The organism is Novosphingobium sp., from assembly GCF_040398825.1.
Taxonomy (GTDB): Bacteria; Pseudomonadota; Alphaproteobacteria; order Sphingomonadales; family Sphingomonadaceae; genus Novosphingobium.
The window spans coordinates 45,833-69,372 of record NZ_JBBATI010000016.1; the positions used below are offsets into that span (position 1 = coordinate 45,833).

Annotated in this window: 22 protein-coding genes and 1 tRNA gene; 11 read left to right on the plus strand and 12 right to left on the minus strand. The window is 66.1% G+C overall.

The window, feature by feature from the left end:
• Positions 1–2 precede the first annotated feature (2 nt).
• Positions 3–929 (plus strand): prephenate/arogenate dehydrogenase family protein, encoded by a 927-nt coding sequence (locus ABWP89_RS09850; protein ID WP_353229001.1) that lies wholly within the window; start codon positions 3–5, stop codon positions 927–929.
• Here ABWP89_RS09850 and ABWP89_RS09855 read toward each other — a convergent pair whose 3' ends face one another.
• Genes ABWP89_RS09855 through ftsE form a run of 4 tightly spaced genes read right to left on the minus strand, consistent with a single transcriptional unit; the run spans position 930 to position 3,992 of the window.
• A complete protein-coding gene (locus ABWP89_RS09855; protein WP_353228960.1) occupies positions 930–1,649 on the minus strand; it encodes a lysophospholipid acyltransferase family protein in 720 nt (239 codons plus the stop codon). It abuts the gene before it with no gap.
• 15 nt (positions 1,650–1,664) lie between these two features.
• Positions 1,665–2,261 (minus strand): YdcF family protein, encoded by a 597-nt coding sequence (locus tag ABWP89_RS09860; protein ID WP_353228961.1) that lies wholly within the window; start codon positions 2,259–2,261, stop codon positions 1,665–1,667.
• 10 nt (positions 2,262–2,271) lie between these two features.
• Positions 2,272–3,183: a cell division protein FtsX gene (locus ABWP89_RS09865; RefSeq protein WP_353228962.1), complete on the minus strand. Its 912-nt coding sequence runs from the start codon at positions 3,181–3,183 to the stop codon at positions 2,272–2,274.
• A complete protein-coding gene (gene ftsE, locus ABWP89_RS09870; protein ID WP_353228963.1) occupies positions 3,180–3,992 on the minus strand; it encodes a cell division ATP-binding protein FtsE in 813 nt (270 codons plus the stop codon). Before ftsE ends, ABWP89_RS09865 begins: the two co-directional genes overlap by 4 nt.
• 155 nt (positions 3,993–4,147) lie before the next feature.
• Between ftsE and ABWP89_RS09875 the strand changes: the two genes are divergently transcribed.
• Positions 4,148–4,930: an MJ0042-type zinc finger domain-containing protein gene (locus ABWP89_RS09875; RefSeq protein ID WP_353228964.1), complete on the plus strand. Its 783-nt coding sequence runs from the start codon at positions 4,148–4,150 to the stop codon at positions 4,928–4,930.
• A gap of 111 nt (positions 4,931–5,041) precedes the next feature.
• A tRNA-Leu gene (locus tag ABWP89_RS09880) sits at positions 5,042–5,128 on the plus strand.
• A 367-nt stretch (positions 5,129–5,495) separates the two neighbouring features.
• Here the strand turns inward: ABWP89_RS09880 and ABWP89_RS09885 are convergent.
• Entirely contained in the window at positions 5,496–5,882 is a 387-nt protein-coding gene (locus ABWP89_RS09885) for a hypothetical protein (protein ID WP_353228965.1), read from the minus strand.
• Positions 5,883–6,007: 125 nt separating this feature from the next.
• A complete protein-coding gene (locus ABWP89_RS09890) occupies positions 6,008–6,211 on the minus strand; it encodes a hypothetical protein (RefSeq protein ID WP_353228966.1) in 204 nt (67 codons plus the stop codon).
• Between the two features lie 167 nt (positions 6,212–6,378).
• On the opposite strand from ABWP89_RS09890, the gene ABWP89_RS09895 reads away from it, so the two are divergent.
• The 4 genes from ABWP89_RS09895 (at position 6,379) to ABWP89_RS09910 (ending at position 11,795) form a co-directional block, all read left to right on the plus strand.
• Positions 6,379–7,065 carry an ABC transporter ATP-binding protein gene (locus ABWP89_RS09895; protein WP_353228968.1) on the plus strand — a complete coding sequence of 229 codons (687 nt, stop codon included), beginning with the start codon at positions 6,379–6,381 and terminating at the stop codon, positions 7,063–7,065.
• A complete protein-coding gene (locus ABWP89_RS09900; protein ID WP_353228969.1) occupies positions 6,992–9,565 on the plus strand; it encodes an FtsX-like permease family protein in 2,574 nt (857 codons plus the stop codon). The genes ABWP89_RS09895 and ABWP89_RS09900 overlap by 74 nt, the downstream gene beginning before the upstream one ends.
• Positions 9,565–10,665 (plus strand): lipocalin-like domain-containing protein, encoded by a 1,101-nt coding sequence (locus ABWP89_RS09905; protein WP_353228970.1) that lies wholly within the window; start codon positions 9,565–9,567, stop codon positions 10,663–10,665. The genes ABWP89_RS09900 and ABWP89_RS09905 overlap by 1 nt, the downstream gene beginning before the upstream one ends.
• A 110-nt stretch (positions 10,666–10,775) precedes the next feature.
• A complete protein-coding gene (locus tag ABWP89_RS09910) occupies positions 10,776–11,795 on the plus strand; it encodes an alpha/beta fold hydrolase (RefSeq protein ID WP_353228971.1) in 1,020 nt (339 codons plus the stop codon).
• Positions 11,796–11,802: 7 nt separating this feature from the next.
• Here ABWP89_RS09910 and ABWP89_RS09915 read toward each other — a convergent pair whose 3' ends face one another.
• The 3 genes from ABWP89_RS09915 to trhO form a co-directional block, all read right to left on the minus strand.
• Entirely contained in the window at positions 11,803–13,353 is a 1,551-nt protein-coding gene (locus ABWP89_RS09915) for a M48 family metalloprotease (protein WP_353228972.1), read from the minus strand.
• 67 nt (positions 13,354–13,420) lie between these two features.
• Positions 13,421–14,908, minus strand: a complete 1,488-nt coding sequence (locus ABWP89_RS09920; RefSeq protein WP_353228973.1) for a purine-cytosine permease family protein — start codon at positions 14,906–14,908, stop codon at positions 13,421–13,423.
• Complete coding sequence (gene trhO / locus ABWP89_RS09925) at positions 14,908–15,885, minus strand: oxygen-dependent tRNA uridine(34) hydroxylase TrhO (protein WP_353228975.1); 978 nt, start codon at positions 15,883–15,885, stop codon at positions 14,908–14,910. Before trhO ends, ABWP89_RS09920 begins: the two co-directional genes overlap by 1 nt.
• Positions 15,886–16,063: 178 nt before the next feature.
• On the opposite strand from trhO, the gene ABWP89_RS09930 reads away from it, so the two are divergent.
• Positions 16,064–16,618: a ferritin-like domain-containing protein gene (locus ABWP89_RS09930; RefSeq protein ID WP_353228976.1), complete on the plus strand. Its 555-nt coding sequence runs from the start codon at positions 16,064–16,066 to the stop codon at positions 16,616–16,618.
• Positions 16,619–16,828: 210 nt separating this feature from the next.
• Positions 16,829–18,247 (plus strand): amidase family protein, encoded by a 1,419-nt coding sequence (locus ABWP89_RS09935; RefSeq protein ID WP_353228977.1) that lies wholly within the window; start codon positions 16,829–16,831, stop codon positions 18,245–18,247.
• Here ABWP89_RS09935 and ABWP89_RS09940 read toward each other — a convergent pair whose 3' ends face one another.
• The 3 genes from ABWP89_RS09940 to ABWP89_RS09950 are packed head-to-tail and all read right to left on the minus strand — an operon-like array spanning position 18,248 to position 20,554.
• On the minus strand, positions 18,248–18,931 hold the full coding sequence (locus ABWP89_RS09940; protein ID WP_353228978.1) for a spermidine synthase: 684 nt from the start codon (positions 18,929–18,931) through the stop codon (positions 18,248–18,250).
• Position 18,932: 1 nt separating this feature from the next.
• Complete coding sequence (locus ABWP89_RS09945) at positions 18,933–20,102, minus strand: BaiN/RdsA family NAD(P)/FAD-dependent oxidoreductase (protein ID WP_353228979.1); 1,170 nt, start codon at positions 20,100–20,102, stop codon at positions 18,933–18,935.
• The gene (locus ABWP89_RS09950) at positions 20,099–20,554 is read right to left on the minus strand and encodes a YaiI/YqxD family protein (RefSeq protein WP_353228980.1); all 456 of its coding nucleotides are present in this window, start codon (positions 20,552–20,554) and stop codon (positions 20,099–20,101) included. Before ABWP89_RS09950 ends, ABWP89_RS09945 begins: the two co-directional genes overlap by 4 nt.
• A 151-nt stretch (positions 20,555–20,705) precedes the next feature.
• Between ABWP89_RS09950 and ABWP89_RS09955 the strand changes: the two genes are divergently transcribed.
• Together ABWP89_RS09955 and ABWP89_RS09960 are read left to right on the plus strand one after the other, a co-directional pair.
• Positions 20,706–21,893 carry a mandelate racemase/muconate lactonizing enzyme family protein gene (locus ABWP89_RS09955; protein ID WP_353228981.1) on the plus strand — a complete coding sequence of 396 codons (1,188 nt, stop codon included), beginning with the start codon at positions 20,706–20,708 and terminating at the stop codon, positions 21,891–21,893.
• Positions 21,890–23,515: a GMC family oxidoreductase gene (locus ABWP89_RS09960; RefSeq protein ID WP_353228982.1), complete on the plus strand. Its 1,626-nt coding sequence runs from the start codon at positions 21,890–21,892 to the stop codon at positions 23,513–23,515. Before ABWP89_RS09955 ends, ABWP89_RS09960 begins: the two co-directional genes overlap by 4 nt.
• Positions 23,516–23,540 lie beyond the last annotated feature (25 nt).

The window sequence follows — 23,540 nt, forward strand, 5'->3', positions numbered from 1 at the left end:
ACATGCCATCGCTGCCGTTTCGCCATGTCGCGGTGATCGGGCTGGGGCTGCTCGGTGGATCTGTGGCGCGTGCCGCGCATGCGGGACTGCCGGGCATCCGCGTCACCGGTTATGACGCGGACCCGGCGGTGCGCGATCGGGCGCGGGCGATCACGCTGGCCGATGCGATTTATGACGACGCGGCAGAGGCGGTGGCCGGCGCCGATCTGGTGGTGCTGTGCGTACCGGTCGGGGCGATGGGCGATGCCGCGCGCGCCATGGCGCCCGGGCTGTCCGCCGGGGTGGTGATCAGCGATGTCGGGTCGAGCAAGGCCGGGGTCGCCGCCGCATTGGCCGACGCGCTGCCGGGGCACCGCGTGATCCCCGCGCATCCGGTGGCGGGGACCGAACAAAGCGGGCCGGACGCGGGCTTTGCCAGCCTGTTTCGCAACCGCTGGTGCATCCTGACCCCGCCGGCCGATGCCGACCCCGCCGATCTGGCACGGCTGGTCGCGCTGTGGGAGGCGTTTGGCGCGCGGGTCGAAGTGATGGATGCCGAACACCACGATCTGGTGCTGGCGGTCACCAGCCACCTGCCGCACCTGATCGCCTATACCATCGTCGGCACCGCATCCGATCTGGAACGCGTGACGCAAAGCGAGGTGATCAAGTATTCCGCCGGCGGTTTTCGCGATTTTACCCGCATTGCCGCGTCGGACCCAACCATGTGGCGCGACGTGTTTTTGACCAACCGTGATGCCGTGCTGGATATGCTGGGCCGGTTCAACCGCGACCTTGCAGAGCTGGAGGCGGCAATCCGCGCCGGCGATGGCCAGTTGCTGCACGACCAGTTCACCCGCACCCGCGCCATTCGCCGGTCGATCATCGAAATGGGCCAGGACGATGCCCGCCCCGACTTTGGCCGCAGCGATCACACTGGCGGGAATTGATCAGCTGTTCAGCGCGTTGATCGCATCGTGCACGGCGGTCTCGATCGCGTGGCGCGGCAGGCCGGCAGGGATTTCGGCGCCAAAGCGATAGGTGATCACCCCCGGGCGTTTCCACCAGCGGTGGTACAATGGCCCGCTGTCGACTGCGACCGGCACCACCGGCAGGCCCATGATCTTGTACAACCCGGCAAAGCCCGCCTGCAAGGGCGCCGCAGTGCCATGCGGCACCCGCGTTCCTTCGGGAAAGATCACCAGCGGCCGGGCACGCTGCGCGCCGCGGCTGTGCGCCCGCGCGGCGGCAAACATCGCTTTCAATGCACGCGCACCGGCGTGACGATCGACCGTGACCAGGCCATAACGCCGGCCCAATGCGCCCCACAGCGGAATGGCAAACAGTTCCTGTTTGGCAAACACCACGGGGTTGTGCAGCAGGATCGGCAGATCAATCGCTTCAAAAAACGATTCATGGCGCATCGCAAACAGCGCCGGATAGTCCGGCACCTGGCCTTCGACCACCACGCGGATGCCCAGCACATGGCGACAGCACCACCAGTGCCAGCCGCACCACACCCGCACCATCACGAACAGCACCCCGGCGGGCAGCAGCAGGGTGACGATATTGATCATCAGCAGTGGCACGCTGCCCCCGTAAAACAGGGTATAGAACGCGATGTTGCGCAGCAGCCCGGCCAGACCGGCGGGGCGATCAGGTGTGGTCATGGCCCACCATGACGGTCAGCTATGGTCATGGCCCGCTACCGTGGCGCGGGTGGTCGCCGGCCAGTTGATCAGCCAGGCCACGATCCGCGCGATGAATTTGTTGTATTCGACGAACAGCACTTTGATCGATGGATGCGATCGCACGGCATCTTCGACAATGATCAGCTGTTTCGGTCCGGCCAGCCTCAGATCGAAAACGGCGCGGCGCATGTGCCAGTCGGTGGTGACCAGCCGCACCGATCGCACGTGGTAACGCGCGATCCAGGCCGCCGCCTCCTGGGCGTTGGACCAGGTATCGAACGAGGCATAGCCCAACGTCACGCAACAGGCCAGCAATGCAGGCGAAACGCCGAATTCGGTGGCGAAATGCGCCGCCGTCACTTCGCTGTCGACACCCGATACCAGCATGCGTTGCGCCTGGCCTGCGCGCACCACATCCAGCCCGCGCGCGATGCGCCCGCTGGCCCCGGTCAGCGCGATCACCGCATCGGTGTGCACGTCCTCTGCCGGGCGCGGCAACAGCAGCGCAAACCAGATAAAGCCCAGCAGCCACGCCAGCACCAGCAGCGACAGCAGGCGGCGAAACAGCCCGGGCGGTTTACCACGCAACATCAGCCGCACGTTACACCATCCGCCGCAGCGCGGAAAGCACGGTCAGCCGCGCGGTCAACACCGACAGCCCGACCCCGCCCAGCGGGATCAGTGCAATCACCAGCCAATCGCCCCAGCCCAGCGCGGCACCGGTCGCCATGCCCGACCCCAGCGCGCTGAATTGTTGCGCCAGCACCACAATCGCCGCCACCCCCGCGATCAGCCCGATGATCCCGCCGATACCCGCCTCGATCCCGGCCGCGCGTTGAAACACCCGCGCAATCTGGCTGTCCGTGCCCCCCAGCAGATGCACGATGGCGATTGTTTCGCGATGGTTGACCAATGTGTTGCGCGCCGCCAGCACCACCGCCGCAATCGTCGCCAGCGCCAGCAGCGCGATCAGCCCGGCAGCCAGCCATTGCAGCGTTGCCAGCGCGCGGAACACCGGGGTCAGCCACGCCGCCTGCGCATCGATCTGTGCCGCCGGCGCGACTGCGGCCAGTGTCGCACGCAGGGCCTTGATCCGGTCAGGCGTGGCCGCATCGGCCATCCGCACATCGATCAGCGCGGGGATTGGCAAATCATCAATGGTGTCGCCAGGGCGCGTGCCCAGCCATGGTTCCAGCAGACCTTCCAACTGATCCTGCGCCACGCGGTGCGCCTCGATCACGCCGGGCGTGCGGGTCAGCGCGGCCAGCGCGGCATCGGCCTGCTGGTTGCGCGATGCCGGCGCGGCGGTCACGATCTGCACGATCACCCCCCCGTTCAACGTGGCGTTGGCGCTGGTCGCGGCATTGCGCAGCGCCAAACCACTGCCCGCCGCGATCACCGTCAGCGCGATGACGATGGCAATCACCCACGGCATCGGATTGCCCAGCCGCGGGTCGGGCAGCAGCCCGGGCTCTGCCTTGCGTGATCCGCCAAACAGCGCTGCCGCGTTCATGCCGGGGCAAACCCCAGCGGTGGTTCGCCATCGCCGTCGCTACCAGCTTTGCTGTCAACTGGTGGCATATCGGCATAGCCGGTGTCGGCGGCGGGCGTGGTGCGGCGCGGGGGATAGCGCAGGGCACCGGTCGGGTCGGACATCCGCCCCTTGTCCAGCCGCATGATCAACGAATCCGGCACTTTGCGGATCAGGTGGACATCGTGGGTGGCTACCACCACGGTGGTGCCCAGCCGGTTCAGGCTTTCGAACAGGCGCAACAGTTTCAGCGCCATTTCGGGATCGACGTTGCCGGTCGGTTCGTCTGCCACCAGCATGTCGGGTCGGGCGATCACCGCGCGCGCGATCGCCACGCGCTGCTGTTCCCCGCCCGACAGCGTCGCGGGTCGGGCATTGCGCCGGTCGGCCAGCCCGACCCAATCGAGCATTTCATCAACCGGGCGCGTAATCTCACGCTCTGCCACCCCGGCCACCCGCAGCGGCAGTGCGACATTGTCAAATGCCGACAGATGCGGGACCAGCCGGAAATCCTGAAACACCACGCCCAGCCGGCGGCGAAACCCGGGCAGCCGATCGCGTGACAGCGTGATCGCATCGGTGCCGAACATGCGGATCAACCCGCGCGATGGCCGCTGCGCCAGGTACAACAGCCGCAACAGGCTGGTCTTGCCCGCGCCCGATGCGCCGGTCAGAAAATAGAACCGGCCGGGGTACAGCGTGAACGAAATATCGGTCAGCGCCTCCTTGCCCGTGCCATAGCGCAGCCCGACATTGTCGAACTGGACGATTTCGGCATCAGGCTCAGCCATGGTCGCGGGGCTTGGTTTTCGCTTGGGACAAGGGGAACAACGGGGGATGTTCGCGCAGCATAAGCGTCAATGCATGTGGAAAAAAGGCCATCGATGCAATTCTCCCCACCTGAAGCTATTGTTTCCATAGGCACTGCCATGCTTAACCCGCAAGCATGATCATTGCCTGCCCCGATTGTTCCACGCGCTATGTCGTACCCGACAGCGCCATCGGGGTGGACGGGCGGACCGTGCGCTGTGCCAAGTGCCGGCACAGCTGGTTTCAGGCCGGCCCCGAACTGGTGCTGTCCGAACCGGCCCAGATTGCTGATACGCCTGCTGATGCGCCCGCCGATACGTTGGCGTCACGGCCGATCGCGGCAGCCGATCCCGCGTCCGGCATCGCCCCGGTTCCCACCCCGCCACCATCGGCGCGCCCTGCGCGGCCCATACCCGCGCCCCGCGTGGCCGACACGGTTGATGACACGCGATCGCCGTTTGCGCCCGAACCGCCGTTTCGCCCGCGGCGCAATCCCGCACGGCTGTGGACCATCGCCGCGGTGCTGTTTGCGCTGACCGTGGCGGCGGCGATCGGCGCGGTCGCCTGGTTCGGCCTGCCTGACTGGCTGCCGGTGGCGCGTGCGCATCCGGTGTTCGGGGCGGCGCGCCCCGATCTGGCGCTGTCATTCCCCGCCGAACGGCAGGACCGCCGCACGCTGCCCAATGGCAAGGACTATTTCGGCGCCAGCGGCACGGTCACCAACATCGGCAAGGATGTGCGCGAAGTGCCGCCGATCCTGATCGTGCTGCGCGATGCAAACAACCGGGTGGTGTACACCTGGACCGTGACCCCGTCGAAAGACGTGCTGAAACCGGGCGAAAGCGAAACCATCAACGAAGCGGTGACCGACGTGCCCAAATCGGCCAAATCGGCCGATATCGGCTGGAAACCCGATTAAACCGGCCTGGCACCGGGAAACACAGGTTGCACCCGGCAATGGTGTTTGCTACGCGCCCGCTCCTACCCCGACGGGTGCACCGGTCACGGCCTGCGCGCCCGTCACGATGATGCGGTCGTGGCGGAATTGGTAGACGCGCAACGTTGAGGTCGTTGTGGCCGAAAGGCCGTGGAAGTTCGAGTCTTCTCGACCGCACCAGACAGTCCTGAAATTTTGGCCAGACAGTGCTTTTCCCCTCAGGGGGCTGGGTTAGACGGGCGTTTGGGGCTTACGCATCCGTCATCACAAATTCCCATCTTCATCTGTAAAAGGTATGGGGATTTAGTAAAGTGTCACCGGAACCCGTCGGCTCCTGGCTCAAGCACGCTACCAAAAATAACACGCGCAGCATCATATGGCGGCAGGCTTTCGATATTGTTCAATGTTAGGGGCGATCCTTGCGCTGAACATGAGATTGCTAAAGCTGCCATTGTTGATGGCAAACCCACGATAAATCTGCAAAGCCCGTTGGACAGCATAAATGTTTCTTTCGATAATATTAATTTCATAGGAGAAGGCGGCATCTTTACCGATACCGCCACCATTCCGCGAAGCCCCCGTCCATGAACTCCAGAACATGAGGATCGGTGAACGCCTCCGGGCGCTTCTCGTGAATGAGGCGCAGCAGGTCCTCCAACTCCTCACGCTGATGGAAGCTGGGAAGGATCGTGATTGTATCGGCTGGGCTCACTAGCAGGAAGCGGTCGAATGGCTTATTAGGCACGAAGTTGGCCGGGTGATTGGCGACCGTCACCTCAGTTATCTCGCCAATACGCACGGTGTGGCGCATCGTCTTGATCGAGAAGTAATCCAAGTCACGCCACCATATCTGATTGGCCGTCCACCATATTCTGGTGCTTATGTCGATTAGAAAACCATAACCAAAGAGGATGGCAGATGAGATGAGTATCATCTCTACCCCATGCCCCCATCCTCTCTTGATGATTCCGACCACTAACAGGGAGTTGAGGACCGCCCACACGAACAACCAGTGATAGCAACGTTGGGAATGTCTCAGATGGCTGGTCTGTTCGGAGGTCATCTGCCTTCAAAAACCTGTTTTGCTGTGGGCGTAATGATTTTCCGGGTTATATCGGTGATCGCGCCGGTCGTGGTTGCAGGTGCGTTGTATAGCTCGTCAACCATCGGCGACCATTTCTGGAAAAGCAACGAGGTCGCGCCAAAACGGTCTTGCAACGGCGCGGCAAGCCGTCCTCCAAGTGCTCCGGGTTCCGGTGACACTTTACTAAATCCCCAAACCCCCAACCGAAACGGCATGTGGTGGCGCGACCAAATATCCCCATAATCCCGCACTGACGCAAGTCCCCAGCCTGCCCATTGCCCAAGCGGCGCCATCCTGCCCAAAGGCCGGCTTGCGCGCGCGGCAGTGATCCTCCACCACGGGAAATATGACCATCGATCCCCCCATTCTGCAGGTCCGCGCGCTGGGCAAGGCGGTGCCGGGGCCGCGCCAGTTGTTTGGCGGGCTGGATTTGGATGTTGCGGGTGGGGAGCTGGTCGCGATTGTTGGTGAATCCGGGGTGGGCAAATCGACTTTGCTGAATATCCTGGCGGGGCTGGATGAGGCGGATAGCGGCAGCGTCAGCATTGAAGGCACGGTGCTGGGGCCGCTGGATGAGGGCGCGCGGACGCGGTTGCGGCGGGCGCGGATCGGGTTTGTGTTTCAGGCGTTTCATATTCTGCCCTATCTGACCTTGCGGCAGAATGTGGCACTGCCGCTGGCGCTGGTGTCGCCCGATGCCGCTGCTGCGGAGGCGCGCGCCGATGCGATGCTGGATGCGGTGGGGTTGCAGGGGCGCGGGGGCGGCTATGCGCGTGATCTGTCGGGCGGGGAATTGCAGCGGGTGGCGATCGCGCGCGCGCTGGTGCACCGCCCGGCGCTGATCCTGGCCGATGAACCGACCGGCAATCTTGATCCGACCACGGCGGCGCGCGTGCTGGCGCTGTTTGCCGATGCGGTGCGCAACCATGGCGCCGCCGGGGTGATGGTCACACATTCGGATGCCTGCGCGGCGATTGCCGACCGTGTGGTTCGGCTGGGCGCGGATGGCCTGGTGGCGGTTGAGCGTGGGTGATGGTCGCCTGGCGCTGCGCTGGCTGATCGGGGGGGAATGGCGGTTTCACCCGGCGCGCTTTGTGCTGACGGCGGTGGCGGTCGCGGTGGGCGTTGCGCTGGGGTTTGCGGTGCACCTGGTCAATGGATCGGCGCTGGTCGCGTTCGATGGTGCGATGCGCGGGGTCAGCGGCGCGGCCGAACTGTCTGTGCGCGGCACCAGCCCGCTGGGGTTTGATGAGGCGGTCTATCCGCGTGTGGCCATGGCCCGGGGCGTGGCCGATGCCAGCCCGGTGGTCAGTTTGCCTGCGCAAGCGGGCAAGGCGCGGATCACGCTGCTGGGCGTGGATATTTTCCGCGCGGCGGTGGTGACGCCATCGCTGGTGGCGGCTGCGCGATCCGATGGGGATCGCGCAGGGGTGTTTGATGATGCGGTGGTGGTGCTGTCGCGCCGCGCGCTGATCGATGCGGGCACGCGGGTTGGCGCGACGGTCATGGTCACGGCCAACGGCCATGCCGTGCCGCTGCGGGTGGCGGGCGTGCTGGCGGGTGCCGATGACGCGCCGGCGCTGGCGGTCATGGATATCGCGGCGGCGCAATGGCGGTTCGGGCGGCTGGGGCGGATCGACCGGATCGATCTGGCGCTGGCGGACCGGCCGCTGGCAGAGGCGAATGTGCGCGCGCAATTGCCGCCCACCGCGATCCTGTCGACGCCGGCGGCGCAGAACGTGGCGGGTGATGCGCTGTCGCGCGCCTATCGCGTCAATCTGGATATGCTGGCGCTGGTGGCGCTGCTGACCGGGGGGTTTCTGGTCTATTCGGCGCAATCGCTGTCGGTGGTGCGGCGGCAACGCGCGTTTGCGCTGTTGCGCACGTTGGGCATGCCGCGCGGCGGGGTGATCGCGGCGGTGGTGGGCGAAGGGCTGGTGATCGGCGTGGTCGGCGCGGGCGCCGGGCTGCTGATCGGCTATGCGCTGGCCTGGGCCGCGCTGCACTGGTTTGGCGGTGATCTGGGCGCGGGCTATTTTCGCGGGGGCGCGATGCCGGTGGTGTTTCAGCCGCTGGCCGCGCTGGGCTTTTTTGCGCTGGGGGTGTTTGCCGCCGCGCTGGGCAGTGCGCTGCCCGGGCGCGCGGCGGCGCGTGCCGCGCCCGCCGCCGCGTTGAAAAACGCGGGCGATGTGATCGATCCGCGCGATCCGGTGGCATGGTGGCCGGCGGCGGCGCTGATGGTTGCGGGCGCCGGGGCCACAATGCTGCCGCCGGTCATGGGCCTGCCGCTGTGGGGGTTTGGCGGTATGGCGCTGTTGCTGGCCGGCGGCGTGGTCGGGGTGCCGTGGTTTGCGCGCGCGCTGCTGGCGCCGCTGGCGCGCATGCGGCGGGGTGGGGTACCGCTGCTGCTGGCGATCCGCCATCTGCGTGGTGCGCCCAACGCCGCCGCGACCGCGCTGTGCGGGATTGTTGCATCGACCGCATTGATGATCGCAATGGCCACCATGGTCACCAGTTTCCGGGGATCGGTGGCGGATTGGCTGGGCGATGTGCTGGCCGCCGATCTGTATGCGCGGGTGAACACCGGGGCGAGTTTTGATCCCGCCACGCGCGCGAATCTGGCGGCGACGCCAGGGGTGGCCGCTGTGGTGTTCAGCCGCCAGTTGCCGATCACCATCGCCGCCAACCGGCCACCGGTCACGCTGATCGCACGTCCGACCGGCCATGGCTTGCCGGCGCTGATCGCGCGCGGGCCAGCCGCGCCGCCTGGCACGCTGCCGATCTGGGCGTCCGAACCGGCAGAGCGGCTTTATGGTTGGCAACCGGGCGCGGTCATCACGCTGCCGATTGTGCCAGTCACTGGGTTGGCCACACGCTTTGCCGTGGTGGGCGTGTTCCGCGATTATGGCCGCCAGACCGGCGCGGTAATTATCGATGACCGCGATTATCAACGCCTGACCGGGGATGACGCGCGCGATCAGCTGGCGGTGACCGTCCGGCCAGGGGCGGACCTAGCGGGCGTGGGTCGGACGCTGCTGGAGCGGATGTCGCCGGCCTTGCGCGAACAGGTGGAATTGACCCGGCCGGCGCTGCTGCGCCGCGTGGCGCTGACGCTGTTCGATCGCAGCTTTGCGGTGACTTATCTGCTGGAGGCGGTGGCGATCGTGGTCGGGCTGGCCGGGGTGGCCGCGACAATGTCGGCACAGACCATCGCGCGCACCCGCGAATTCGGCATGTTGCGCCATCTGGGGGTGACGCGCGGGCAATTGACCGCGATGCTGGCGATCGAGGGCGGCATTGTCGGGCTGACCGGAGCGCTGGCCGGGATCGGGCTGGGGCTGGTGCTGGCGCAAGTGCTGATCCAGGTGATCAACCCGCAGTCATTCAACTGGACCATGGCAACGCGGGTGCCGGTGGCCACGCTGATCGGCGTTGCGGCGGCGCTGATCGGTGCGGCGGCGGTGACGGCGGTGCTGGCGGGGCGGCGCGCCACCGCGCGCAGCGCGATCCAGTCGGTGCGGGAGGATTGGTGATGCAGTGGGCCACCCCGTTTTGGCGCCGCGCGGCGGTGTTGGCCGCCATGCTGGCCGGACTGCTGCTGGGGGCAGGGGCCGGTGCCGCTGCGGTCGCGCCTTATCCGGTGGTGCGGCCCGGCATGGTCCTGCGCTTTCCCGCCGATCACGGTGCGCACCCCGCGTTTCGCACCGAATGGTGGTATGTCACCGGCTGGCTGAAAACCGCCGACGGCCACGATCTGGGGTTTCAGGTCACGTTTTTTCGCACCAGGCCGCCGGTCGATCTCGCCAACCCCAGCCGCTTTGCCCCGCGCCAGGTGCTGTTTGCGCATGTCGCGCTGTCTGACGCCGGAAGTGCCGCGCTGCTGCATGGCGAACGCACCGCGCGGCAGGGTTTCGGGCTGGCCAATGCCAGGGTGGGCGATGCCGATGTGGCCATCCGCGACTGGCGCCTGCAACGCACGGCCAACGGGCAATGGCAGACACGGATTGCCACCGATGGTTTTGCGCTGACGCTGGATATGCAACCGACGCAGCCGCCTTTGCCGCAAGGGGCGGGCGGATACAGCCGCAAGGGGCCGCTGCCGGAACAGGCCAGCTATTATTACTCGATCCCGCAATTGCGCGTCAGCGGGTCGGTCCGGCGCGGCAATGCGACTGTGGCGGTAACGGGCACGGCCTGGCTGGACCGTGAATGGTCATCGCAATACCTGGCGCCCGATGCGCAAGGGTGGGACTGGACCGGGATCAATTTTGATGACGGATCGGCGCTGATGGCGTTCCGCATGCGCGCCAAAGCCGGCGGCACGCTGTGGGCGGGCGGGGCGCTGCGCCGCGCCGATGGTACCATGACCGTGCTCGGCCCCGGCGATGTCACGTTCCGTCCGCTCGCGACATGGCGCAGCGCGGCGACCGGCGGAGTATATCCGGTGCGGCAGGAAATCAGCATCCGCACGCCCGCCGGGGTCACGCGCTGGACGCTTGATCCGATGTTCGCCGCGCAGGAGATCGATTCACGCCGCAGCGGCTTGCCGGTTTACTGGGAGGGTGCGGTGCGCACACGCGGCGGGCGCGGCTATCTGGAATTGACCGGTTACGACCGGCCCTTGACGATGTAGCCTGAAGCATCGTGCAAAAACGATGCGGAAACAAAGACTCCTGAGGCGTGATGGATCAGATTGGGCGCATCACGCCTCAGGTTGCAGATCACACAGGAAAGAGACCGACCATGACCGACCTTGCCCATTTTGACGCCGGCGATGTCACCCTGCAATCAGGCGTGGTGCTGCCCGGCGTGCGCGTGGCCTATGTCACGCACGGGCGTCTGAACGATGCGCGCGACAATGCCGTGGTGTTTCCCACCCACTATTCGGGCACGCATGCCAGCAACGCCTGGGCGATCGGGCCGGGCATGGCGCTGGACCCGGAAAAGTATTTCATCATCGTCCCCAACATGCTGGGCAACGGGCTGTCATCATCGCCCAGCAACACGCCGGCGCCGTTTGATGGCCCGCGTTTCCCGCTGGTGACGGTGCGCGACAATGTGCTGTTGCAGCACCGGCTGGTGACAGAACAGTTCGGCCTGACCACGCTGGCGCTGGTGGCCGGGTATTCGATGGGCGCGCAACAGGCGTTTCAGTGGGGCGCGCTGTTTCCCGACATGGTGCAGCGGATCGCGCCGTGGTGCGGATCGGCGCGCACATCGCGGCACAACTGGCTGTTTCTGGAAGGGTGCAAGTGCGCGCTGCTGGCCGATGCGGCGTTTGCCGGCGGGGATTACACGGTGCCGCCGGTGGCCGGGATTCGCGCGTTTGCGCGGGTTTATGCCGGGTGGGCGTGGTCGCAGACGTTTTTCCGCCAGCAACTTGATCGCGACCGGCTGGGCCTGCCGTCGATGGAGGCATTTCTGAGCCTGGCGTGGGAACCATCGTTTCAGGCACACGATGCCAACAACCTGCTGGCCATGCTCGCCACCTGGCAGGCCGCCGATATCAGCGCCGATCCGCGTTTTGATGACGACCTGGCGGTGGCGCTGGCGGCGATTTCGGCGCGCGCGATGATCATGCCGTGCCGCACCGATCTCTATTTTCCGTCCGAAGACAGCGAGATTGAGGTGGCGCAGATGCCCAATGCCGAACTGCGCGTGATCCCGTCGGTGTGGGGGCATATGGCGGGCGGCGGGCTGAACCCCGATGATGCCGGGTTTATCAACGCCGCATTGGCACAGTTGCTGGCGACGCCAGTTTGACGCGGGATCAATAACGCCCGGGCGGTCCCCACACCACCAGCTTCACCTTGCGGCCTTTGGGCAGCCGTTCGGCATCGGCGGGCAGCCCGTTCAGCACCACAAAGCGTTCGCGCGCCTTGGTGGTATAGGCCATGCGCGCCGCCAGCGTGGTGACGGTATCGCGCCTGCCCACGCTGACCACGCTGATGACGCGCGCGCGCACCGCGGCAGCCTCAGCGGCGCTCATACGGCGCACACTGCTGACCAGCGGCGCCAGCGCGCCCAGCCCTGATCCCTGCGGGGTCAGCACGGTAAAGGCATAAGTCTGGCCCGGGGCAACCGCATAGGCGACCACGGTCACGTCCTGGGTGTTGCCCGCGCTGTCCTGCGCGGTCAGGGTGGTGCTGGCGGTGTCCATGCCATTGATTGTGGTGTGGCGCGGCGACACTTGCACCGGTTTGTCACCGCCCAGTTTGGTCAGCACCTGGCCGACATAGGCATCCAGCGTGCCGGTGAACGCGCCGCCGCTGAAACTGGCCTGACCCCCGCCATTGCCGCCCAGTGCAGACACGGTCACCGCATCGGTGGCGTTGGACATGCCATAGCCAGCTGGCGCGGTGAACGTCACGCGCCCGACCGGATAGGTAAAGGTCTGCCCCTCGATCACGCCCTGGCGCGGATCATCGTCATAGATCATGCCGTTCAGCGACATCAGAAATGCATCGCCGTTGCGCCGCCCGGATGACACGCCCATCGCCCGCGCGCGGTCGAGCGCGCGCGCCACCCGCGCCTCGGGATCGGGGTGCGACATGGCCCAGCGCGGCGTGGTGCGCGCATCGCCGGCGATGGTCTTGTCCAGCGCGGTCTGCGCCGCCAGCGCGGTCAGCATCTGTGATGCCGCCAGCGGGTCATAGCCGGCCTTTTGCGCGAACACCGTGCCCAGGTCATCCGCTTCGAATTCTTCGGTGCGCGAATGGTGCATGACATCGCCGGTGACCAGCCGGTTCACCCCGCTTTTGACCAGCGCGCCGCCAATCTGCCCGGCCGCGCCATTGCCCAGCAATCCACCCAGAATGGCCTGGCCCAGCGTGCCCAGCAGGACATCGCGCTGGGTAACCTTGTTGCGCTGGTCGGCATGGTGCGCGGCGATATGGCCGGTTTCATGCCCCAGCACGAACGCCAGCTCCGCCTCGTCATTCATCAGCGCCAGCAGCGCGCGGGTGCAATAGACATAGCCGCCGGGGATCGCGAAGGCATTTTCCACCGGCGAATTGAGCAGGGTAAACGTGAAATCGCGGGACACATCGGCAATCCCCGACTGGCCCGCCACGGTGATTCCGACGCGGCGCACCAGCGCGGATTGCGGCCCGGTGTAGGCCCCACCGAATTCGGCGGTCATGTCCGGGTTGGATTTGGCGCCCAGCGCCTTGTCATTGGCGGAAATCGACTGCGGACCGGGCAGGTTGAGCGGCGATGCCGCATCGGCAGCGGCACTGCCAGGTGTGCCCAGCACGATCAGCGATGCCAGCATCAGCATTTGCGTTTTGACCGCAAATGGTACCCCGATTGTTCGTGTCATAAACCCTGCTCTCCCCAGCCGCAGCAAATTGCCAATTCCGGCCTGCGGGTCAAGATGGTCGATGACGTCAAACCACGGTGTCAGCCAATTGGTGCAGGGGCGCCGCATCAATCAACGCCAGTTCGGCCTGGCTGCGCGCGATCGCGGCGTCTTCGTCGGTGCGGGCAAACTTGCGATTGGCCCATAGGTAGCTGCCTGCCGCCACTGCCAGCCCGACCAGCCAGGCCAGATCGACCCCGCCCATCCATGCCGCGACCGGCCCGGTCCAGACGCCTGGTATGACGAAAAACGGTACCGACGCTGCCAGCCCGGCGCCATAACTGACCAGCCCGCGCATGCCCCACGCGCCATAAATGCCATCGGCGCGCGCCAGATCGACGATGGCGTAACGGCCTTTGCGCAACACGAAATAATCGACCAGATTGACCGAAGTCCACGGGCACAGCAGGTACAGCATCAGCACCAGCGTCGCCCCCAGCGCATTGATTGCGCCGCTGCCGCTGGCCAGCGCGATCGCGACCCAGGTCGTCACGATCCCGGCGATCACGATCAGCCGCAGCATGGGGCCGGGATGGCGGTCGGTAAAGCTGTCCCACCCGGTCAGAAAGGTCAGCGATGCGGAATAGGCGTTCATGCCCATCGCCGCCACCAATGCGCCCACCGATGTCACGCACAGCGCCAGCCCCAGACCCGGCCCCAGCCGGTTGCCGACCTGCAATATGGCCACCAGCGCATCGCCCGATCCGGTGCGCGCGGCCAACCACGCGCCCAGCACGATCAGCCAGGCCGCCGACAGCGCCGACCCGGCAAAGACATTGCCGATGATCGCCACCCGCGACGTGGTCGGCGGCAGATAGCGCGAATAATCCGATACATAGGGCGCATAGGTGATGTTGTAACTGGCGGCGGCGGCAAATTGCGTGGCGAACGCCACCCAGGAAAATCCCCCGCTGTCGGCCACCAGGGTGGCCTGGATCGGGGCGTAACCCGCCACGATCGCCGCGGTCAGCAGCGTCCAGATCGGCAGGCTGATCCAGAACATCGCCTTGAACATGGCGTGCACGAAATCGTGGCCCCACACCGCCAGCACGGTGGCCACCGCGGCCAGCGCGAACGTGGTCACCGGCAGCGTCACGCCCCAGATCTGCTGAATGCCCGCGGCGGCGATCAGGGTATCAACCACGTTGAAACCGATGAACGTGAACAGCGCCGCCGCCAGTGGCACCACCACCCCGCGATAGCCGAACTGCGCGCGCGACTGGATCATCTGCGACAGGCCCAGTTCGGCGCCCTGGCTGGCATGAAACGCCTGAAATCCGGTGCCCAGCAGCACGCCGGCCACCGCCGCCAGCGCAGTCCACCCCAGCGACAGGTGCATCGCCGGGCCGATAAAGCCGATGGCGATGGTCAGAAAATGAAAATTGCCCAAAAACCAGAACGGCGCCTGATCGCGCACCCGCCCGTGGCGTTCGCGCAGGGGCACATAATCGATCGATCGCGCCTCAATCTGTGCCCGCGCCAACGCGCGCACAGGGCGTACCGGGGTGCCGGTCATCAGCGTGGCGGTTCCGGTATCACCGCGCCGACATGCGCGCGGCCCTGCGTGGTGGCCAGCTGTTCCTGGCGGTGGCGTTCGCGATAGCCGTCGCGCTGTTCGTCGCTGCGCGTGGCGTGGCAGGCCGGGCAGCTGACCCCCGGTTCGTACAGCGGCGATCCCAGGTCGGCCGGGCTGACCGGCATGCGGCAGGCATGGCACAGCGTGTGCGTGCCCGGCGCCAGCCCATGGCCAACCGCAACGCGGGCATCGAACACAAAACATTCGCCCTGCCACAGGCTGTGTTCGGGTGGCACGGTTTCCAGGTATTTCAGCACGCCGCCCTTCAGGTGATAGACCTGATCGACGCCTTCGCTACGCAGGAACGCGGTTGATTTTTCGCAACGGATGCCGCCGGTGCAGAACATCGCCACTTTGGGCGGGGTGCCCTCTTGGCCAGAACCCAGCAGGCGTTCGCGCTCTGCGCGGAACCACGCCGGAAATTCGCTGAAGCTGCGCGTGTGCGGATCGATCGCGCCGGCAAAGCTGCCCACCGCCACTTCATAATCGTTGCGCGTGTCGATCACGATCGTGCCGGGATCGCTGATCAGCGCGTTCCAGTCGGCCGGATCGACATACGTCCCCGCGCTGAGGCGCGGATCGATGTCGGGCTGGCCCATGGTGACGATTTCGCGTTTGATGCGCACCTTCATGCGGTGAAACGGCAGGGCTTCGGCGGTCGAAAACTTCACCTCCAGCGCGGCGCAACCCGGCATTGCGCGGATATGGTCAAGCACCGCGTCAATGCCAGTGCGCGCGCCGGCAATCGTGCCGTTGATCCCTTCACGCGCCAGCAACAGCGTGCCCCGCACGTGCTGTTGGCGGCACACCCGGTCAAGGGCGTCGCGCATGCCAGCGCAATCGTCAAACCGGCAGAAATGGTACAGCGCGGCCACGCAGAACGGTGGGGCATCGGCGCGGTCGCGGGGTTGGGTCATCCTGCTCCCCTTAGCTGGAGGTACGCGCGGAATGAAGCCCGGTTTTTGCCAGCACCTGCGGCCGCTTGCGTAGAATCCGATGCTGTTTCGCGCATGCCACCAATTTACCTTGCCCGGGTCAGGCCGCGCCACACTCGGCCAACGCCATCGTGCTCCCTCATCAGCCCAGGAATTATTCATGGCCACCGCAATCCAGCCCGCCCAGACATTTTTAAGCGATGTGACCACTTTGCGCGATCGCGCACGGCGGCACATTGCCGAAGGCGCGGTCAGCACCAGCTATGCCGGCGATGCGGCCGCCGCGATCGATATTCTGCAGGCGGTGCTCGCCACCGAAATCGTGTGCGTGCTGCGCTATACCCAGCATGCCGTGGTCGCCAGCGGCATCGCCAGCGAAGGCGTGAAGGCCGAATTTGCGCAACATGCGCGCGAAGAACGCGACCACGTGATGCTGGTGGCCGAACGCATCGACCAGTTGGGCGGTACCCCCGATTTCAACCCCGCCAATCTGGTCACGCGGTCCGCATCGGAATATGTGACATCGTCCGACCTGGTGGCGATGATCCGCGAAAATCTGGTGGCGGAACGCATCGCGGTCGAACATTACCGCGAACTGGTGCATTATTTTGCCGAAAACGACCCGACCACGCGCCGCATGATCGAAGGCATCCTGGCGGTCGAAGAGGAACACGCCAGTGACATGGCCAACCTGCTGAAACGGCACGCCGCATGACGCCCGAGCCCGATCCGGTCGAGGTGCCGCAACCCGACTCACCGCCAGCCCCGGCGCCGCAACCACCCGAAACCCCGCCCTTCGCGCCGGTGGCCAGCACAGCTTTGCACGAAATACCCCCGCGATCGGATTGAGCGGGCGCGCGTGATCCCCTAATAACGGCACACTAAGGCATGCGCGCCAGGCGCGGCCGCAGGGGATGGCCGGCACATGACGACGCACGACACGATGCTGACGCTTTCTGCCACACAAGCGGTGGCGGCGATGCGCGAAGGCCGCTTTACCGCGCTGGCCTATGCCGAAGCGGTGCTGGCGCAATGCGCAGCCCACGCCGATCTCAACGCCTTTATCACCATCGATGCCGATGCGGTGCGCGCCCATGCGCGCGCCGCCGACGACGCGCGCGAACGGGGCGATGTGCTGGGCATGCTGCATGGCTTGCCGGTGCCGGTGAAGGACAGCATCAACACCGCCGATCTGCCGACCACCGCCGGGACTTCGGCCTTGCGCGCATTTTATCCCGCGCGCGATGCCAGCGTGGTGGCCCGGCTGCGCGCGGCTGGTGCGTATGTGCTGGGCAAGACCAACCTGCACGAACTGTCGCTGGGGTGGACCAGCACCAACCTGGCATTTGGCGCGGTGCGCAACCCGTGGGACCAGGCGCGCATCCCCGGCGGCAGCAGCGGCGGCACCGCGGCGGCAATTGCCGCGGGCATCGCGCCGCTGGGCCTGGCCGAAGACACGCAAGGGTCGATCCGGGTGCCGGCGGCGCTGTGCGGCATTACCGGGTTTCGCCCGACCACCGGGCGCTATCCCAGCGATGGCTGCGCACCGATCAGTCCGCTGTTTGACCAGATCGGCCCGCACGCGCGCCAGGTGGCGGATCTGGTGCTGTTCGATGCGGTGATGACCGGCGATGCTGCGCCGATCGTGGCGCCGCCACTGGCCGGGCTGCGGCTGGGCATTGCGCGCGACTATTTCTTTGCCGGGCTTGATCCCGCGCTGGCGGTGGTGGTGGAGGACGTGCTGGTGCGGCTGGCTGACGCCGGGGTGACGATTGTCGAGGCCGATCTGCCCGACCTGGGTGGACTGATCGATGCGATCACGCTGCCGGTGCAGGTGCACGATGTGGTGCCGTCGCTGACAGCGTGGCTGGCGGCATCGGGCGCGACGATCGGCTTTGATGCGATGCTGGCACAGGTCAGCCCGGATGTGACCGCGCTGCTGCGCCATTTTTCGCTGCCCGGCGCGCCGCTGGCCATTGCCGAGGCCACCTATGCCGCCGCGCGCGATGTACACATGCCCGCCTTGCGCGCGCTGCTGGCGCGGTGGTTTACCGACAACCAGGTGCACGCCATGCTGTTGCCGGTGACGATGACCCCGGCAACGGTGATCGGCGATGACGACATGATCCGCATCGGCGATCAGGACGTGCCGTTCCCCACCGCCATGGGCCGCAACATCGCGCCGGGCAGCACGGCCGGCCTGCCGGGGCTGGTGCTGCCTGTCGGGCTTGCCAACGGATTGCCGGTAGCGATCGAGATCGACGGGCCGGCCGGTTCCGACCGCGACATGCTGGGCATCGGCCTGGCGATCGAGGCGCTGCTGGGCCGTTTGCCGCTGCCCTGATCAGCGCGTGCCTGGCTGACCCATGGCAAACCAGATGACATGTTTGGCGCCCTTGCCGTTGGGGCGCGCGTGCACCGTGACTTCGTCCACCGCAAACCCGGCGTCGTGCAGGCGGCGGACGAACGCGTCATCCTTGGCCGCCGACCATACTGCCAGCACTCCGCCGGGGCGCAGCGCTGCGCCTGCGTTTTCCAGTCCGCGCCGCGAATAGAGCCGTTTGTTGTCGGCACGCACCAGCCCGTCGGGGCCGTTGTCGACATCCAGCAGGATCGCATCGAACGTGCCGGGCGATTTTTCGATAACTTTGGTCACGTCGCCCACGATGAGCCGCACGCGCGGATCATCCAGGCACCCGTCGGCCACCACGGCCATCGGCCCGCGCGCCCAGGCGATGATATCGGGCACCAGTTCGGCCACGGTGACCACGGCATCGCCGGGCAGTACCGCCAGCGCGGCGCGCAAGGTGAACCCCATGCCGTACCCGCCGATCAGGATGTGCGGTTTGCGCGCGCCGGTGATGCGTGCGACGCTCATGGTCGCCAGTGCCTCTTCCGATCCGCGCATGCGCGTGCTCATCAGTTCGTTGCGGTCGAGCACGATCATGAAATCACCGCCATGGCGGTACAGCCGCAGTTCCTCACCATCGGGAACTTGTGCGGTGCCGATAAGTTCGCGGGGTATCATGTCACAACTCCTGCGCGGCGGCCCAGCCGCTGGCCCATGCCCATTGAAAATTGTACCCGCCCAGCCAGCCGGTCACATCGACCGCCTCGCCGATCGCGTAAAGCCCCGGCACGCGGCGCGCCTCCATGGTCTTGGACGACAGGTCGCTGGTGGCGATGCCGCCGGCGGTCACTTCGGCCTTGGCATAACCTTCGCTGCCATTGGGGGTAAAGCGCCACTGCGCCAGCCGCGCTTCGGCCTCGGCCAGTTTGCGGTCGGTCGCCGTGCCCAACTCGCCGGCGATCGCCAGCCGGTCGCACAGCACATCGGCCAGCCGTTCGGGCAGAGATTCACGCAGCAGACGGCGCATGGGCGCGCGCGGCTGGCTGGCCTTGGCGGCCAGCAACCAGCCAGGCGCGCGGTCGGGCAGGAAATCCACATCGATCGCCTGCCCATGCTGCCAATAGCTGGATATCTGCAGGATCGCCGGGCCCGACAGACCGCGGTGGGTAAACAATGCTGCCTCACGAAATGCGGTCTTGCCACAGCGCGCGATGACCGGCGCGGACACGCCCGACAATTCGCGAAACAGCAGGTCTTCGCCCGCCAGCGTCAGCGGCACCAGCGCCGGGCGCGGCTGCACCACTTTCAGCCCGAACTGCCGCGCCAGGTCATAGGCAAACCCGGTCGCGCCCATTTTCGGGATCGACGGCCCGCCAGTGGCAATCACCAGTGCGGGCGCGGCCATGGTGCGGCCACCGGCATTCACGCGAAACAGGCCGTCGGCGTGGTCGACCGCCGCAATGGCTGCGTCACAGCGCAGATCCACCCCGCCGCGCGCGCATTCGTCCAGCAGCATCGCCACGATCGCCCGCGCCGAACCATCGCAGAACAATTGCCCCAGCGTCTTTTCATGCCAGGCGATGCCATGCCGTTCGACCAGCGCCAGAAAATCGTGCGGGGTGTAACGGCTCAACGCCGATTTGGCGAAATGCGGATTTTGCGACAGAAACCGTTCGGGCACCGTGCCCAGGTTGGTGAAATTGCAGCGCCCGCCGCCCGAAATCAGGATCTTTTTGCCCGGTTCATCGGCATGATCGAGCAGAGCCACGCGCCGCCCACGCTGGCCCGCAACACTGGCACACATCAGCCCGGCGGCGCCGGCGCCCAGAATGATCGCGTCGTAGTTCATCGCGCCAGCCGCACCAGCGCCTCATCCAGTGCCTGCAAAAAGCGCGAACGGTCGGCTTTTGCAAACGGCGCTGGCCCGCCCACCGCTTCACCCCCGGCGCGCAGATCGGCCATGATCGCACGGGTGGCGATCGCCGCGCCGATGCCGTTATGCGTAAACAGCTTGCCGGTGTTGCCGATCACCGTGGCACCCGCCTTCAGGCAACGGTCGGCCAGCAGGATATCGGCGGTGACCACCACGCTGCGTGGTCCGCAGTTTTCCGCGATCCAGTCGTCGGCGGCATCGAACGCGTCGCTCACCACTTCGCGCGTGATCAGCGGATGATCGGGCAGGCGCATGCGGCTGTTGCTGACCACCACCACCGGCACATTGCGCCGAAACGCGACCCGATAGATTTCGTCCTTTACCGGGCAGGCATCGGCATCGACCAGAATGGAAAGCGGCGTGGGCATCGCCCGCCCATAACCGCATGGTGCCCTGCGGCGACAACGAAATTTTCCGGTTGCGCAAAAAGCTTCACTTGCCGCTGGTCTAACGGCCTTACACTCTGGCAATCACGGCATTCCGATTGTCTTTGCCGTCTGCACAGGACCCACAGAGCGCATGCGTCTGTCCGATATCCAGACCTTTGTCGTGGGCAACCCGCCGCCGCATTTTGGCGGCCGTTATTTCGTGTTCGTCAAACTGACCACGGCCTGCGGGATTTCCGGGATTGGGGAGGCCTATTGCGTGCCGTTCTCCCCGCATCTGGTCGCGCAATTGATCGAAGATATGTTTGCGCGCTATGCCCACGGCACCGATCCGCACGATATCGAAGTGCTGTGGCGCCGGGTCTATTCCGCCGGGTTTACCCAGCATCCCGATCTGACCGTGATGGGCGTGCTGTCGGCGCTGGAAATGGCGTGCTGGGATATCGTGGGCAAGGCGGCGAACCAGCCGGTGTACAAATTGCTAGGCGGGCAGGTTCACGAGCGGCTGCGTGCGTACACCTATATCTACCCGCGCCCCGGCGATGCGACCGACGTCTATCACGATCCCGATCTGGCGGCGGAACGCGCGCAGATCTATCTCGACATGGGCTTTACCGCGCTGAAATTCGATCCCGCCGGGCCGTATTCCGCGTTTGACGGGCGGCAATTGTCCTTGGAAGCGCTCGATCTGTGCGAACGCTTTGCCGGCACATTGCGCGCGGCGGTGGGCACCCGTGCCGATCTGCTGTTCGGCACGCATGGGCAGATGACTGCGGCGGGCGCGATCCGGCTGGCCAAGCGGCTGGAACCCTATGATCCGCTGTGGCTGGAAGAACCGGTGCCGCCCGACGCGCCAGAGGAAATGGCGCGGGTCGCGCGCGCCACATCGATCCCCATCGCCACCGGCGAACGGCTGGCCACCAAGTATGATTTTGCGCGCCTGCTCGATTGCGGCGCGGCGGCGATCCTGCAGCTTAACCTGGGGCGCTGCGGCGGGCTGCTGGAGGGCAAGAAGATCGCTGCCATGGCAGAAGTGCGCCATGTGCAGATTGCGCCGCACCTCTATTGCGGGCCGGTGGTCGGCGCGGCCAATATCCAGCTGGCGACCGCCTCACCCAATTTCCTGATCCTGGAATCGATCGAGGATTGGGGCGGGTTCCACAGCGAAATCCTGATGAACCCGATCCGGTTTGAAGACGGCCACGTGATTCCGCCCACCGCGCCGGGCCTGGGCGTTGAACTGAACGAGGCGGTGGCCCTTGCCAACCCCTATACCGGCAGCATGCTGCACCTGGACATGACGCAAGTCCCGGTACGATGATCGAAGAAGCCGATTATGTGATCGTTGGCGCGGGCACCGCCGGCTGTGTCGTCGCCAGCCGCCTGTCGCAAGACCCCTGGACCAAAGTCGCGCTGCTGGAGGCGGGGGGATCGGATCTGTCGATCTTTATCCAGCTGCCGATCGGCTATGGCCGCACGTTTTTCGACCGCCGCATCAACTGGATGTTTGAAACTGCGCCGGTGGCATCGCTGGGCGGGCGCAGCAGTTACTGGCCGCGCGGCAAAGTGCTTGGCGGGTCGGGGTCGATCAACGCCATGGTCCACGTGCGCGGCTTTCCCCACGATTATGACAACTGGCGCGATGCCGGCAATCCCGGCTGGGGCTGGGATGATGTGCTGCCCTATTTCATCCGGTCCGAAGACCACGACCTGGGCAAAAGCGAATGGCATGGTGCGGGCGGGCCGCAGCATGTGACAGACATTTCGGGGTCGGTGCATCCGCTGTGCGACCGGTTCCTGGCCACCGGGCGCGGCCTTGATTATCGCGTGACGCCCGATTTCAACGGGGCGGATGGCGAAGGCTTTGGCATCTACCAGATCAACACGCGCGGCGGCTGGCGCGCGTCTACCGCCAATGCCTATTACTGGCCGGTGCGCCATCGCCCCAATCTGACGCTGATCCGCAAGGCGCGCGTGCTGCGCGTGGTGTTCGAAGGGCGCCGCGCGGTGGGTGTGGCCTATATGCGCGGTGGGCGCGAACACGTGATCCGCGCGCGGCGTGAAGTGGTGCTGTGCGCCGGGTCGATCGGGTCGCCGCAATTGTTGCAAGTGTCGGGCGTGGGCGATGCCGCGCTGCTGGCAAAACACGGCATCCCGGTGGTGGCCGATCTGCCCGCGGTCGGCCGCAATCTGCAAGATCACCTGGCGGTCAGCTATTTCTATCGCACATCGGTGCCTACGCTCAACAATGTGCTGCGGCCGTTTTCGGGAAAACTGGGCGCGGGCTTGCGCTATCTGTTCGACCGCGGCGGGCCGCTGTCGATGAGCGTGAACCAGGCCGGCGGTTTTGTGCGCGCGCAGGCCAGCGATCCGCATCCGACGCTGCAGCTCTATTTCAGCCCGGTCAGCTATACCCGCACGCCGATCGCGGCGCGGCGCCTGCTCAATCCCGATCCGTTTCCGGCGTTCCTGCTGTCGTTCAACAGTTGCCGCCCCACCAGCCGGGGTCACCTGGTAATCACGAGCGCCGATCCGTTTGCCGCGCCCGAAATCCACCCCAATTACCTCGCCACCGAACACGATGTGGCGCAGGCGCAGATCGGCACGCGGCTGTTGCGCACGATCGCGGCCAGCGCGCCGCTGTCCGACGTGATTGTCGAAGAACTGGTGCCCGGGCCGCAAGTGGCCGACGATGCCGCGCTGCTGGATGATTTTCGCGCGCGCGCCGATACCGTCTATCACCCCACCTCAACCTGCCGGATGGGGGCTGACCCGCACACATCGGTGGTCGATGCGCGGCTGCGGGTGCATGGCATCGGCGGGCTTCGCGTCATCGATGCCTCGGTCTTTCCGTCGATCACCAGCGGCAACACCAATGCCCCGACGGTGATGGTCGCCGAAAAAGGCGCAGCCTTGCTGGCAGAGGACCGCGTTTTGGTTTAGCGACTGTCGCCTGATCGATGGGGTG

Coding starts and splice junctions, on each gene's coding strand:
- ABWP89_RS09850 (WP_353229001.1), top strand. CDS start 3: ATGCCATCGCTGCCGTTTCGCCATGTCGCGGTGATCGGGCTGGGGCTG.
- ABWP89_RS09855 (WP_353228960.1), bottom strand. CDS start 1,649: ATGACCACACCTGATCGCCCCGCCGGTCTGGCCGGGCTGCTGCGCAAC.
- ABWP89_RS09860 (WP_353228961.1), bottom strand. CDS start 2,261: ATGTTGCGTGGTAAACCGCCCGGGCTGTTTCGCCGCCTGCTGTCGCTG.
- ABWP89_RS09865 (WP_353228962.1), bottom strand. CDS start 3,183: ATGAACGCGGCAGCGCTGTTTGGCGGATCACGCAAGGCAGAGCCCGGG.
- ftsE (WP_353228963.1), bottom strand. CDS start 3,992: ATGGCTGAGCCTGATGCCGAAATCGTCCAGTTCGACAATGTCGGGCTG.
- ABWP89_RS09875 (WP_353228964.1), top strand. CDS start 4,148: ATGATCATTGCCTGCCCCGATTGTTCCACGCGCTATGTCGTACCCGAC.
- ABWP89_RS09885 (WP_353228965.1), bottom strand. CDS start 5,882: ATGATACTCATCTCATCTGCCATCCTCTTTGGTTATGGTTTTCTAATC.
- ABWP89_RS09895 (WP_353228968.1), top strand. CDS start 6,379: ATGACCATCGATCCCCCCATTCTGCAGGTCCGCGCGCTGGGCAAGGCG.
- ABWP89_RS09900 (WP_353228969.1), top strand. CDS start 6,992: ATGCCTGCGCGGCGATTGCCGACCGTGTGGTTCGGCTGGGCGCGGATG.
- ABWP89_RS09905 (WP_353228970.1), top strand. CDS start 9,565: ATGCAGTGGGCCACCCCGTTTTGGCGCCGCGCGGCGGTGTTGGCCGCC.
- ABWP89_RS09910 (WP_353228971.1), top strand. CDS start 10,776: ATGACCGACCTTGCCCATTTTGACGCCGGCGATGTCACCCTGCAATCA.
- ABWP89_RS09915 (WP_353228972.1), bottom strand. CDS start 13,353: ATGACACGAACAATCGGGGTACCATTTGCGGTCAAAACGCAAATGCTG.
- ABWP89_RS09920 (WP_353228973.1), bottom strand. CDS start 14,908: ATGACCGGCACCCCGGTACGCCCTGTGCGCGCGTTGGCGCGGGCACAG.
- trhO (WP_353228975.1), bottom strand. CDS start 15,885: ATGACCCAACCCCGCGACCGCGCCGATGCCCCACCGTTCTGCGTGGCC.
- ABWP89_RS09930 (WP_353228976.1), top strand. CDS start 16,064: ATGGCCACCGCAATCCAGCCCGCCCAGACATTTTTAAGCGATGTGACC.
- ABWP89_RS09935 (WP_353228977.1), top strand. CDS start 16,829: ATGACGACGCACGACACGATGCTGACGCTTTCTGCCACACAAGCGGTG.
- ABWP89_RS09940 (WP_353228978.1), bottom strand. CDS start 18,931: ATGATACCCCGCGAACTTATCGGCACCGCACAAGTTCCCGATGGTGAG.
- ABWP89_RS09945 (WP_353228979.1), bottom strand. CDS start 20,102: ATGAACTACGACGCGATCATTCTGGGCGCCGGCGCCGCCGGGCTGATG.
- ABWP89_RS09950 (WP_353228980.1), bottom strand. CDS start 20,554: ATGCCCACGCCGCTTTCCATTCTGGTCGATGCCGATGCCTGCCCGGTA.
- ABWP89_RS09955 (WP_353228981.1), top strand. CDS start 20,706: ATGCGTCTGTCCGATATCCAGACCTTTGTCGTGGGCAACCCGCCGCCG.
- ABWP89_RS09960 (WP_353228982.1), top strand. CDS start 21,890: ATGATCGAAGAAGCCGATTATGTGATCGTTGGCGCGGGCACCGCCGGC.